Consider the following 13,578-nt stretch of genomic DNA (forward strand, 5'->3'; position numbering starts at 1 on the left):
ATGCTTTAGTCTACAAATACTCCGTTCAACTCAATCGCTAATTCCGAAAAAGTGAATGAGGATAACGTATCTTCATGTCCGAAAACTTGCCGTTTCCGGTACTTGTCATCCGCCAATCCGTATACTTCAATCGTTCTATTGAGGGGATCGACTAGCCAATATTCGCCGACACCCGTTCGCTCGTATAAATTGAACTTTTGATTACGATCTTTCAGGGCAGTAGCCGGAGATAACACTTCTATTATGAGATCGGGTGCACCTTTTGCACGCTTTTCACCAATTTGATCCGGATTGCAGAAAACAGAGATATCAGGCTGGACAATCGTGTATTCATTCGTTTCATCAATTTGGACATCGTATGGAGATACAAATACAGAACAGCGATCCCCCAAAAAATGTGTACGAAGTGCGAAAAAAAGTTCCCCGACAACGTGTTGATGCGCTGTGGAAGGAGCCGGGGTCATATTGTAAGGAATCCCGTCAATTAATTCCCAATTACCATCCCATTTGCTCATCTCCGAAATCGAGATTCGTCGGTTTGCTTTTGATTCTGCCATCAAAATCCCTCCAAATCCTTTTCCTTATTATAGCATAGAAGGGTTCTTACAACGTTTCCTCACACGGTAAACCGAGCCATATCATTCTGCAATGTTTCCGCAAGTTCGGCGAGGGTCTGCGCGCTTGCCAATATTTCTTCCGTTGTGGCCAGTTGTTCTTCTGTGGCGGCACTTGCTGATTGGGCTTCCGCAGATGATTGGACGGCCAGTTCTTCAATGACGTTTGCTTCGCCCAACACGTTATTGGTAATGGTTTGAATATGGGCAATGGCAGCGGACACGGTGGCTAGCTTCATGCGCATATCTTCTGTAGAAGATTCAATCTGACTGAAAATGGTGCTTGTTTTTTCGGTGACGACAAGCCCTTCATTCACTTGTACGTTGCCTTCTTCGATGCTTGAAACGGCTTTGTCCACATTTTGCATCATGACATCAATCATCCGACCGATATCTCCAGCGGATTGCTTGGATTGTTCGGCGAGATGACGCACTTCTTCTGCGACAACCGCAAAACCTTTCCCGTGTTCACCGGCTCTTGCAGCTTCAATTGCCGCATTCAAAGCCAATAAGTTCGTTTGTTCCGCAATCGCCGTAATGAGTGAAGTCACTTTGCGAATTTGTTCAGATTGCGCCGCCAGTTGACGGATCGTATCGGAAGATTGCCCGATTGTAGAATTGATCGTCTGCATTTGATGGGTGGAATAGTTCATCAGTGTGGCACCGTCCTTGACGAGCTGTGCCACTTCTTCAGACGACTGAAGCAAGGCATTGTTGTCGGTCGTCATTTGAGTAATTCCGGTACTCATTCCCAGGATGGAAGCCGCTGTTTCTTTCACAGAAACGGTTTGGTGCTCACTGGCTGTCAAATTGCGTTCCGTAATCGCAGCAACCGTTTCGGAAGCGGCTAAGCTTTCCTCCGAACTGGCGGCCAATTCCTCTGCCTGCACAGCGAGTTGGGTCGCAGACTGTCTCGCATTTGTAACAATGCCGCGAAGATCGCCAAGCATGGCATTGAAAGCATTCGCCATCGTGCCAAGCTCGTCGTTGCTCCTAATATGCACGGGTTCTACCGTAAAATTCCCCCTTGCAAGTTGCTGGAGGGCCATTGTCATTTTTCTGACAGGGCGCACAATACTTCGGCTCATGGCAGTAGCAATGACAACCGTAATAAGGACGGCAATGACAATGAGCACCGCGATGACTGTTTGAATGCCCATCAATACTTGCTGCAGCTCATCTTCAGTCTTGGCTTGCTCGCTTTCTTGAAGTTCAATCAATTTGCGGATGTTTCCATTAATGGCTTCTTCGTAAATTTCCCCTTCAGCCGCGATTTTTGCTGCGGTTTCAAAACTGCCCTCCTGGACATCCCGTATGACAATTTCGCTAATATCCTGATAACTGATAGAAGCCTCTTTCACCGCTTTTAGCATGTCGCGTTCAGCGTCCGTCTGCACTCGCTTCGTCATTTCATTCAATGTCTGTTTGAATGAAGCAAGAACAGCCTCGTGGTTTGTTAGGTAAGATTCTTCGTGGTAAATGATAAAACCATGGACGTTTTTAGCATTTTCATTCTGGCTGGCTAATAATTGTTCGAGCAACAAAACGTTATGCATATTTTCATCGATGAGGTGTCGGTATTCCGTATTCAATTTGGTTGAGGCCCATAAGCCAGAAGCACCAACCATCAATAAAATAACGAATATTAAAGAGAAACCTGCCCATAATTTCCTGCCAACCGTGAGTTTCATGTCGAAAGTCCCCCTATGCAATCTAGCTAAATCTAATTATAGGACGTAGGTGAAAAGTTTTATGTAATAGTATTGTAAAAATTGTAAAGGGAATATGAAGGGATTTCCTGAAGCGCAGAGATTGACATATGGCGCCACCTATATTAAAATTATCTTGAATTCGAGATAAATGATTTTGGGTATAGATACGAATAATGAGACCAAATTGAATATAAATAGGAGGAATACACATGAATCATTTAAAAGGAATGCACCACGTAACCGCGATTACGAGCAGTGCAGAAGAGAACTACAAATTTTTCACGTATGTATTGGGCATGCGTTTAGTGAAGAAAACGGTGAACCAGGACGATATTCAAACGTATCACTTATTCTTTGCTGATGATAAAGGGAATGCCGGGACGGACATGACATTCTTCGATTTCCCGGGCATCCCGAAAGGCTCGCATGGTACAAACGAAATCTATCGGACCGCTTTCCGTGTGCCGACGGATGCAGCATTGGACTATTGGAAGAAACGCTTTGACCGTTTGGACGTCAAGCATGACGGCATCCAAGAACAGTTCGGCGTCAAAGTGCTCTCCTTCGTCGATTTCGACGACCAGCAATACCAACTGATTTCAGATGAAAACAACAAAGGCATCGTATCGGGCACTCCGTGGCAAAAAGGGCCGATCCCATTGGAATACGCCATTACGGGGCTCGGACCGATCCATATCCGAATTGCTCAATTCGATTACATGAAAGAGGTTTTGGAAAAGGTTCTGCTATTCAAAGAGATCAGTCAAGAAGGGGACCTGCACTTATTTGAAGTCGGAGAAGGCGGCAATGGCGCACAAGTTATCGTCGAAAAGAACGTCGTACTCCCGCAAGGTCGCCAAGGCTTCGGTACTGTTCACCACGCAGCTTTCCGCGTGGAAGACCGTGCCGTACTCGACGAATGGACGAAACGCATCGAAAGCTTCGGCTTCCAAACATCCGGCTTCGTCGACCGTTTCTTCTTCGGCTCCCTATATTCTAGAATGGCACCGGGCATCCTCTTCGAATTTGCAACCGACGGACCGGGCTTCATGGGAGACGAACCATACGAAACACTCGGTGAAAAACTATCGTTGCCACCATTCCTCGAACCAAAACGCGAACAAATCGAGAAAATGGTCCGCCCAATCGACACGGTCAGAAGTACGATCGAATTTGTAAAAGAGTAAAGGGAAGGCCTTTCATACGTCCAATGGGCGTGTGGAAGGTCTTTTGTTCGCTGACTATGAATATGATCCATTTCATTTGCACAAAAAATAACCCATCCTCGCGTTGACGGCTGAGATGAGTTATTTCTTTTAGTTAAACTTATTTTTTTTCGGCAATTACACCATCGAAAGCTGCTTTATAAATGGTATAAATGTCTTCTTTGCCTAAAGGCATTGGGCTACGTGCTAAAATACGTTTTTGCTCAATCGCATCATTCGTTAGATTTTCCAATGCTTCCACAGGAATGTTAAAGCCTTTAAGCGTTGATGGAATGTTGACATCTCCTACTAAGCGTTCTAGCTCTGCAACACATTTATATGAAGCTTCTTCTTGTGAAAGGTTTGCTGAGCTAAAGCCCATCGCATCATATATGTCTTTCATTCGTTTTTCACAGCTTTGGCGAATATAACCCATTACATACGGAAGTAATACCGCATTTGAGTCACCGTGTGCAATATGGAATTGACCGCCAAGCGGGTAAGCTAGGGCATGAACGCCAGCTACACCTGCATTGAAAAACGCAAGGCCGGCAAGATAACTTCCATAGCTCAAATCTGTACGGGCTTGTCTATCGTTCCCGTTCGATACGGCTGTGCGGATCGAGTTACTAATTAAGCGAATAGCTTGTAAGGCAAGTGCATCGGAAACAGGACTCGCATTTTTAGAAATATATGCTTCTACCGCATGTGTGAGCGCATCTATCCCCGTTGCAGCTGTTACTTTAGGTGGCAATGAAATCGTTAACGCAGGGTCGACGATGGCAACGTCTGCTAATAAGTAATCATGCGTGACAACATCTTTTGTTGTTTCCAATGATAATACGGAAATATTGGTCACTTCCGAACCTGTACCTGACGTAGTCGGGATTAAAATCGTAGGAAGTCCTTTTTCCGTAATTTGCTTTGTGCCCGTTAAGTTTAAGTAGTCTGCAACAAGCCCTTCATGCGAAGCTAATACCCCTGCAAGTTTGGATAAGTCTAGCGCACTACCGCCGCCAACCCCAATGACCATATCGAATGCATTGTCGCGCGTGTATGCAACTAGTTTTTCCCCAATTGCAAGCGGCGGTTCCGGTACTACTTCTGTATACAGTTCAGTAGAGTATCCCGCATTTTCCAGAGGCACGGCGACTTTATCAGTCAACCCGATCTCCTTTAGTAAAGGGTCTGTCACGATAAGAATTTTTTTCACGTTAAAACGATTTACCTCATCTAAGAGATGGGATAGTGAATCCCATCCTGTATAGCTAATCGGTGTGAAAGTAATTTTTTCAGACATGCTGGTCACTCCTTAATTGTTATTCCAAACGACTAATTTGGTTTCGGTCATTTCATGAATGGCATATTTTAAACCTTCTTTACCTGTACCACTTTCTTTCACGCCACCGTATGGCATTTGGTCGACACGGTATGTTGGAATGTCGTTAATCATAACGCCACCAACTTCTAATTGTTTAGAAGCAGTGAAAGCTGTTTGGATGTCGTTCGTAAAAATTCCCGCTTGAAGCCCATAATTGGAATCATTAATCGCTGCGATCCCTTCTTCAATGGAAGAAATACGGTTAACAATAACAATTGGTGCAAATACTTCTTGGCATGAAACTTTTAAAGTAGGGGATACATTCGTTAAAATGGTTGGCATGAAAACCCCGTTGTCGATTGAGCCACCTACAACAATTTCTGCTCCTTGCTCGACAGCTTCATTGACCCAATTCACGGCACGCTCCTGCTCACTGGGATGAATCATTGCAGAAATATCCGTCGTTTCTTCCAATGGGCTTCCAACGACTAATTGCTTAGTTAACACAGTGAATTGTTCCAAAAACTCTTCAAATACATCATCCATAACATACGCACGTTGAAGGGATATACAAACTTGCCCTTGGTTTGAGAAGGCTCCCATGACACATTTAGGTACAATGTCGGACAAATCGACGCCCTTGTCGATAATTAACCCAGCGTTTGATCCTAATTCCAATGCTACTTTTTTCAAGCCCGCCTTATTGCGAATACCAATGCCGACAGCAGGGCTACCGGTGAACGTGATCATTTTCACTTTGTCACTTTCTACTAACGCATCGCCAACTGTTCGACCACTACCCGTAATGACATTGAAAGCACCTTTCGGTAAAGCGGTTTGGTCAATTAATTCAGCTAAAAAAAGTGCTGACAGTGGCGTTTGTGATGCTGGTTTCAACACAATCGTGTTTCCAGCTGCAATTGCAGGTCCTACCTTATGTGCGACTAAGTTTTGTGGGAAGTTAAAAGGTGTAATGGCACCGATTACCCCAATTGGTTCTTCTATTGTATAGCCGAACCGATTCGCTCCATTTTTCGCGGCATCCATCGGAATCAGTTCACCCGTTAACCGTTTTGCTTCTTCCGCAGCAAATTTATAGGTTTCGATTGTGCGATCGATTTCGCCTAATGCATACTTCATCGGTTTTGCTGCTTCCAAGGAAATAATTTCCGCAGCTTGTTGACGGTTGTCGATAAAAAGTTGGGCAATATGCTCTAAAATAGCAGCACGCTCATAGGCAGTGAGCGTAGCCATTTGTTTTCTTGCGCCATCAGCAACCTCAATGGCTTGCTCTACTTCTTCGCGAGTAGCTTGCGGAATATGCGCAATGACTCCCTTCGTGTGGGGAGACTGAAGTTCCGCAAAATCCATAGAAGACTTCCATTCACCATTTACGTAATATTGTTTGTTCATCGAATCATCCTCTCCAGTTATACTTTTTCAGAATCTGCTTGCTGATCTTTTACAAACGTTTGATCAACTTCACCTTTGAAGAAATCTTTACCGAAAACTAAGAAGCAAAGTATGATTCCTACTGCAAATCCCCATGCAGCACCTTTAATGCAAAGGATAGCCCCGATAATACCCGCGATTCCTAAATCACGTTGGCTACGTGCTTCCAAAATACCAACTTTTACGCTGACATATCCTTGGATTAACATTGTTAAGGCCAAAGCCACCCCTAAAATGGGTTCCACTAAGCTCACTACAGGTAATAAAAGTAAGCCTGTATTCGTACCCCAACGGAAGGAACCAACACCACCAAAGAAAGAATCCATCGCTTTACGGCCTTTTTTGAAACGTTCAACCATGACCACTTGCATAGCGGACCATAATGGACCACACATCGTTACGTCCGGTCCTAAAATACTCATGGCACTGTTACGTATTCCGAAAATCAAGTGTGCACGACTTGGATTGTACTCCACTTTTTCATCAGGACGTGTTGCTGCCCCGTCTTCCACTAAAGCTTTGGTTTGTAGTACATCACCGAATAATACGATATATGCGGCTAGTACAGTAGGCAATCCTGTGATGAACATCATAATGGGTGGGAATCCTAACCCAAAAATTGTGTATTCATTCCACAACGTAATGAAATCCGGAGACGAGAAGCCCCATTGAATCGTTGGCCAAGCTGCCTCGCCAAATAATGGTGCAACCACGACTGCTATAATAATGACTGGGAAAATCCCCAATTTAGCGACTGTCCCCCAAAAGGGATTGCGATTTTGGAAAGTTGCAAAATGCTTGGAGAATAACAGATAGAACCCAATCCCGATTGCAATCGTAATGGTCCAAGGGAAGCTATCAAATCTCCCTCCTATTTGAAAAACCGAAATGACTGCTGCAAGACCCGCACCAAGAATAACCCCTGACTTGATCGCAGAAGGGATTAACCCGACAACTTTTGCGGCTAAGCCTGTGGCACCCAAGAGAACTGAAAGAATTCCGAGTGTCATCTGGAATGCGATAAGCGCATGTACGCGTTCAGGTCCTTCAGGGAATTGCTGACAATACAGCATGATTAACGGAATTGCTGGTGTAATCCATCCTGGTACAGCCGGGTCACCAAGCAAATGATGTAGCAAATAAAAGAACCCGTTTAGGATTACAATGGCTAAAGCGACTTCAAATGGCATCCCTAAAAGCTCAATTAAAAGTGGAATTGCCGACAAATCGACTGCACACATAAGTAGACCTTGGACATAGTCCGGCCATTCAAACCGATAGTGAATAAAAGGTAAGCGAATTTTAAAAGGTCCAGCTGGTATGTATGGTGATTCTTCCCCGTATTTCCTGTCTTTCCATTTCATAAACTTTTTTCTCCCCCCTGCTAATAAATGCAACCCCTTACAAAACTGAATAGAAAGATATACCTGGATGCCAGGCGAAATGAATACGTAACCATTCGTGGATAAAAAAATACTTTTAAAAAATGGTTACGTATTCATTTTGTTGGAAAATATAAAACAAACCGTTTAAAAGTTTGTTTATATTTTCCGTGTTGTTCTTCTATCGAACACTTTAACAGATTCGGTAATTTGAATGCAACTGTTTTTTTTGTTTTCAATCATTTCAATTAGTTTTTGGATCGCTAAATAGCCAAGATTTTGCTCAGAAATGCTGCCAACAGTCGTCAGTTGGATTAAGCCATGACTACTCAACTCTACGTTATCAATGCCAATGATACTAATATCTGCAGGCACGGAAAACTTATTTTGAATAGCATCGTCTATTAAAAATAGTGCAAGTGAATCTGCTCCCGCACAAATGGCAGTAGGACGTTGTTCAAGCGCCATGAGTTCCTGAAAAGCACTTGAAATGGCTTGCTTGGAAGTATCTGTATTTATAAGATAAGGTTTTGTGTAGGGGATCTTATAATCTTCCATCGCTTGAAGAAATCCAAGATAACGGTTGTTGAAGGTACTAACGGTCAAATGACCGCCAACCCATGCAATGGCTGTATGACCTTGTTCGATTACATGTTGTGCTGCTAAATAGCCTGCTTTGAAATTATCAATTTCTACAAAGTAATCATTGTTTTTATGTTTTCGATTATAGGTAATGAATGGAATATCCATGCGGATAAGCTTTTCAAATATAGGATCATCGAGTAAGATACATGATAAAATGACGCCGTCTACTTTGTGTTCAATAGCGGTTGCATATGCTTCATTTAATTTTTGATCATTGACGAATTGAACGTTCACGCGGTATCCCATTTTAGTGGCATAGTTAACAATAGCTGATGTTGAATCGACAAAAAAGGGGTTGTGCAGTGGTCCTGATAGAAGAGCAATCGTATTCGTTCGATTTTGAACAAGGGAACGTGCATGTCCATTCGGTATGTAATTTAAATCGTTGATCGCTTTCATAACCTTGTCAATCGTAGCTTGTTTAACAGATTCCGGAGTGTTCAATACACGTGAAACAGTCGTTTGGGAAACGCCTGCATGTTTTGCGACATCTTTCGATGATACCAAAACGATTCCTCCTTTTGTGTATAGTCACGTTAAGTCGATCATACATCATGTGAAATGAAGTTGCTATATTTGACTACATATAAAGAGGTGCTAGGATCTTCTGTTTACTTAGAGAGACTTGAAAATACTTCCATAGTTGCACTAATTTTAGCTTGTGTCTCAATCACTTCTTTTTGAGATTTTTCGGTGATGTCACTAACGACAACGACTTCTTTCGCGATACTTTCTGCATTCGAATGCACTTTTTTAATCGCCATATCCACATTGCTCGCCAATTTTCGAACTTCTTCCGCCACAACTGCAAAACCGCGTCCATGTTCGCCGGCCCGAGCCGCTTCAATTGCCGCATTCAACGCTAAAATATTGGTTTGCGAAGAAATATTCCGGATCGATTTAGCCGTATCACTGATGACATCCGTCTGCTCCTTCAAGGTATGAAATGCTTTCATATTCTCCACCGAGTTCTCATTTACCATGTTCCCAAAACTTAAAGACAATTCCTCTAACTGCGAAACGATATCTCTCACTTTATTTTCCCGTACCGTAATATCCGTGGCAATTTTAAGGATGCCATTGACGTGACCACTATCATCGAGGACAGGCATATAAGTCGCCTCAAGCCAAATTAAATTCCCTTGCTTATCAACCCTCTGAATTTTTCCTTCGAACTTGATTCCCTTTTTGAGATTCACCCATAACGCATCGTACTCTCTACTATTTACAAACGCTTCGGTGCAAAAATGTTTATGGTCCTTATTTTTAATCTCACTGACCGTATATCCCAAGGCTTTCGCAAAATTGTCATTCGCCCAAATAACCTCTTTGTTAAGATTGAATTCAATCATTGCCAAATTCGCCTCCAAGGCGGCCAACACAGATGATCCATTCAATACTTGCGTGCTTTTATCCATACCTGAAGAACTTTTCATGTTAAAAACTCCCTTTTACTTAAGAATGTACTTCTTCTCATTGTAGAGGGTATTTTGTCCTTTGTTAAGATATAAAGGGTTATGTCTAAATACTTTCTATCATATATTAATAAAAATAGTCATTAAGAACTACGTATGGAAAGCTTTTACATTAATATCTGCTTTAAGGACAATTGTTTAGTTCGTTTTAAAATAATTTACCTTTTGGAATATTCGAAAATAGGATATGATTAATGAAAATACTAACAAATTAGGTGAACGCTATGAATATAGAAGATTACCCCAATAACTCGCCTTGGTTAGATAAGTTACCATTTGATTGGTCTTTGCTTTTAACGGAAGGTGAATTGACACGGGTAAAGAAGAATACACATTTATATCATGTGGGGGAAATAATAGATGTCGTATATATCGTGCTAGAGGGACGAGTTCGGTTATATTTGATCAATGAAGAAGGTAAAGAAAAGACAATTGCAATTATCGGAGAAAATGGCCTACTCGGAGAGTATAAAATGCAGAATAGAAATGCTTATGTGACGAGTACAGTTACTGTTTCAGAAACAAAATTATTAAAAGTGAAGAAGACCCATTTTGAAGATTTACTGCTCCAACATCGACAACTTGCTAAACAGCGTATCGAAATGCTTTCAATGAAAGTGGAGTTACTGGCTCATTCATCCCTGCATTTGTCGTTTGGGAATTCTCAGGAGCGGATTGTTCAAACATTTTTGCAGCTGGCGTCAATGTATGGAGAAATAGAAAACCAAAAGGCTGTAAAGATTTCAATCATATTCACACATCAAGAAATTGCTGATCTTGTAGGGACGACACGTGTAACAGTTGTAAATGTTGTGAAAAACTTGATGGAATTAGGGTTGATTGAGAAGAAGGGACGTTATTATTACATTTCTGATGTACAGAAATTACGTGACTATCATTGAAACTACCCGCATTCCACATAATCGGAAGCGGGTAGTTTTTCATATTGTGTTGTATACAAGTTCGCCTTGTTTATAAACTTGTTCGACTTTCCCATGTTGCAGGATGGTGATATCATCAAGTGGATTACCATCTATTACAATAAGGTCGGCTATATAGCCTTCCTTGAGCATCCCTTTATCCTCAAGTTTCAGCGCTTCTGCTGCCACTCGGGTCGCGGCATGAATGGCTTCCATCGGAGTCATCCCTGCTTCAACGAGACATTCGAGTTCATATGCATTTTCTCCATGCAAGTTGAACGGTGTCCCAGCATCGGTACCTGTAATGACTTTCACACCAGCATCCAGTGCTTTCCGCAAATTGATAAAGTGGGCATCTTTAAAGGCTTGTACTTTTTTTAGATGGTATTCTGGAACACCACCTTCTTTTCCATACTTTAATGTTTTGAACGCTGCAAGGGTAGGGACGAGATAGGCTCCGGTTCTGTGAATGATTTCGATTCCTTTGTCGCTGATATAGGTACCATGTTCAAGCGTCCTCACTCCGGCCTCTAGTGCATTATTGATGCCTTCTTCTCCTATGGCGTGCGCGGCTGTAAGCTTCCCGTATTTTTCGGCTTCTTCTATAGCAACCCGCATTTCGGCAATTGTTAGCTGAGAAATTCTAGCGTCACCCGGTGACATTCCGCCACCGGTTGCCATGAGCTTAATATTATCGACCCCTAGTTTTAACTGTTTTCTAGTTGCAGTTCGTACCGCGTCTTCACCGTCTACAATCGTTGCAATACCGTCAATCTCAATATCTCCTGGAAACATGTCACCATGGCCGCCAGTGATCGTAATTGCTTTGCCGCTCGCCAAAATATTGGGACCGACGATCACGCCTTCTTCAATCGCCTTTTTAATGTATACATCGATTTGCCCTTTTTCACCAAGGCAGCGAATCGTTGTGAATCCAGCATTCAAAGCCTTTTTAGCTCGCTCAATGCCTTTAATAACCGTTAACTTCGCATCTTCCATAATTAAGGTGTGCAAGTAGCTCGGTTCCCCAGCTAAAGTTAAATGGACATGTGCATCGATCATTCCGGGCATGATCGTTTTCCCACTTAAGTCGACTACCTGTGCATCCTGATAATGTTCCAAAATCACTTCATCCATTTTACCGCTGTAGACAATCGTCCCGTTATCGATAACGACAAGTCCGTCTTGCAAAGGCTTATCTTGATACCCATCAATTACTCTTCCATGTTTAAAAACTATTTTTTTCATCAAAATCCTCACCTCTATTTATGAAATCAAAAAGGTCCCCATTGAATTGCCTGAGCAATAACTAAGAATATACAACCCAGAACGGTCCAAATAATAAGAAGTGGCATGATGAATTTCACCCATGTAAAATAAGGGACTTTAGCATAGACCAAACTGGCCATCAGCACGCCGGACACTGGGAATAAAATATTCGTAATTCCGTCGCCCAGTTGTGTTGCGAGTATAGTTGACTGTTTCGTAATTCCGACCATCTCCGCGACTGACGACAGGATTGGCATTGTAATCATGACTTGACCGCTTCCAGAAGGAACGATCAGATTGAAAATGGACTGTGAGATGAAAATCCCGATTACACTAATTGCATGGGGAAGTCCGTCAATCATAGCGACTAACGCCATGACAATCGTATCGATGATGCCGCCATTTTCAATAATAATTACGATACTTCTTGCCAAACCAACAACAAGAGCTGCTAATAACACGGATTTAGCCCCTTCAATAAAATGATCCGTGATCGTATCGAGCGACATTTTCGATAATAAACCGCTTACAATTCCAACTATAAGAAAAACCGCGCCAATTTCAAACATGAACCATCCTAATTTTAAAACTCCGTAAACAATTAATGCAAAAGCGACAATGAGAAGAGCCCCAATATATTTATGTTCTTTTCGATGCTCTAGCACTTCACTTTCTTTATACGTTTTGATGAAATTTAAATTTTCTTCATAGACAAGGCTCTTCCTTGGATCTTTTTTCACTCTACGTGCATAGAGCAGCACGTAAAGAATACCTACGCCTAGAAAAACCGTCAGCACAATCAGTCTGTATCCGATTCCTGAGTAAAGCGGAAGACCTGCAATTTGCTGAGCCAAGCCAACAGTGAAAGGGTTTGTCAACGAAGCTGCAAAAGCGCCTCCGACCGAAACTAGCGAAATTCCTACAGCCGTCAACACATCTAGACGCAATGCCAGACACATCGCAATCATGATTGGAATATAGACGATTGCGAGTTCCATTGCCCCAATGAATGCAGCGATTGAAGCGAAAATAAGCATCATGATCGGAATAATAATGACTTCTCTTTTACCAAGCTTTGTTACCATATTTTCGATTCCTGCTGAAATGGCGCCTGTTGCATGCAAAACCTGCCATGTGCCTCCGATAATTAGAATCGCCCAAGCGATCATTGCCGCTTCTGTTAATCCTTGAGGAACTGCTATGAACACATCGAATATGCCAACTGGAGTAGAGTCGGATACCGTATAGGAATCCGGAACAACGACCATTCTGCCGTCTGGACCCTCAACACGATCATAGGATCCCGACGGAACAACCCAAGTTGCAATCATAGCCATAAACATCATCGCGAACAAAATGACAAATACGTTTGGCATGGACAGCTTCAGTTTGGATTTCGCTTTTTTCTCGGAAATAACATTTTGCGTCATGTAGGAACACTCCCATCCTTGGTTTTAGGAGTAGTATATAAGAGGCAAATTTTAAAAACAGTAAAGTTTTTTACTTTTCCAAAAAATTATTAGTTTTACTAGTAAATATTATGTAAAAACCTTTACAGATTTTAGAACTTCTAGCAACTATAC

At 42.3% G+C, this 13,578-nt stretch carries 11 protein-coding genes and 1 pseudogene; 2 read left to right on the plus strand and 10 right to left on the minus strand.

Annotated features, from left to right (window positions below):
• Positions 1–5: 5 nt before the first annotated feature.
• Positions 6–557 (minus strand): Uma2 family endonuclease, encoded by a 552-nt coding sequence (locus ACFPRA_RS14510; protein WP_381436051.1) that lies wholly within the window; start codon positions 555–557, stop codon positions 6–8.
• 59 nt (positions 558–616) lie between these two features.
• On the minus strand, positions 617–2,305 hold the full coding sequence (locus ACFPRA_RS14515) for a methyl-accepting chemotaxis protein (protein WP_381436054.1): 1,689 nt from the start codon (positions 2,303–2,305) through the stop codon (positions 617–619).
• A 230-nt stretch (positions 2,306–2,535) separates the two neighbouring features.
• Between ACFPRA_RS14515 and ACFPRA_RS14520 the strand changes: the two genes are divergently transcribed.
• Positions 2,536–3,513, plus strand: a complete 978-nt coding sequence (locus ACFPRA_RS14520; protein ID WP_381436056.1) for a ring-cleaving dioxygenase — start codon at positions 2,536–2,538, stop codon at positions 3,511–3,513.
• A gap of 139 nt (positions 3,514–3,652) precedes the next feature.
• Here the strand turns inward: ACFPRA_RS14520 and ACFPRA_RS14525 are convergent, their stop codons facing one another.
• The 6 genes and pseudogenes from ACFPRA_RS14525 to ACFPRA_RS14550 all read right to left on the minus strand — a co-directional run.
• A complete protein-coding gene (locus ACFPRA_RS14525; protein WP_381436058.1) occupies positions 3,653–4,831 on the minus strand; it encodes an iron-containing alcohol dehydrogenase in 1,179 nt (392 codons plus the stop codon).
• Positions 4,832–4,843: 12 nt separating this feature from the next.
• Positions 4,844–6,265 carry an aldehyde dehydrogenase family protein gene (locus ACFPRA_RS14530; protein WP_381436061.1) on the minus strand — a complete coding sequence of 474 codons (1,422 nt, stop codon included), beginning with the start codon at positions 6,263–6,265 and terminating at the stop codon, positions 4,844–4,846.
• A gap of 17 nt (positions 6,266–6,282) precedes the next feature.
• Positions 6,283–7,668: a hypothetical protein gene (locus tag ACFPRA_RS14535; protein WP_381436063.1), complete on the minus strand. Its 1,386-nt coding sequence runs from the start codon at positions 7,666–7,668 to the stop codon at positions 6,283–6,285.
• A 177-nt stretch (positions 7,669–7,845) separates the two neighbouring features.
• Positions 7,846–8,838, minus strand: coding sequence for a LacI family DNA-binding transcriptional regulator (locus ACFPRA_RS14540; protein WP_381436066.1), 993 nt, complete (start codon positions 8,836–8,838; stop codon positions 7,846–7,848).
• A 104-nt stretch (positions 8,839–8,942) separates the two neighbouring features.
• Positions 8,943–9,443 (minus strand): methyl-accepting chemotaxis protein, encoded by a 501-nt coding sequence (locus tag ACFPRA_RS14545; RefSeq protein ID WP_381436455.1) that lies wholly within the window; start codon positions 9,441–9,443, stop codon positions 8,943–8,945.
• A pseudogene (locus ACFPRA_RS14550) lies at positions 9,426–9,767 on the minus strand (PAS domain-containing protein); the annotation flags it as partial. The pseudogene ACFPRA_RS14550 and the gene ACFPRA_RS14545, both read right to left, overlap by 18 nt.
• A 263-nt stretch (positions 9,768–10,030) precedes the next feature.
• On the opposite strand from ACFPRA_RS14550, the gene ACFPRA_RS14555 reads away from it, so the two are divergent.
• Positions 10,031–10,708 carry a Crp/Fnr family transcriptional regulator gene (locus ACFPRA_RS14555; protein WP_381436070.1) on the plus strand — a complete coding sequence of 226 codons (678 nt, stop codon included), beginning with the start codon at positions 10,031–10,033 and terminating at the stop codon, positions 10,706–10,708.
• Between the two features lie 39 nt (positions 10,709–10,747).
• Here the strand turns inward: ACFPRA_RS14555 and ACFPRA_RS14560 are convergent, their stop codons facing one another.
• Positions 10,748–11,974 (minus strand): metal-dependent hydrolase family protein, encoded by a 1,227-nt coding sequence (locus tag ACFPRA_RS14560; protein WP_381436073.1) that lies wholly within the window; start codon positions 11,972–11,974, stop codon positions 10,748–10,750.
• Between the two features lie 26 nt (positions 11,975–12,000).
• Positions 12,001–13,425 carry a YfcC family protein gene (locus ACFPRA_RS14565; RefSeq protein WP_381436075.1) on the minus strand — a complete coding sequence of 475 codons (1,425 nt, stop codon included), beginning with the start codon at positions 13,423–13,425 and terminating at the stop codon, positions 12,001–12,003.
• Positions 13,426–13,578 lie beyond the last annotated feature (153 nt).

This window comes from Sporosarcina soli (genome assembly GCF_042655805.1).
In the GTDB taxonomy this organism is placed as follows: Bacteria; Bacillota; Bacilli; order Bacillales_A; family Planococcaceae; genus Sporosarcina; species Sporosarcina soli.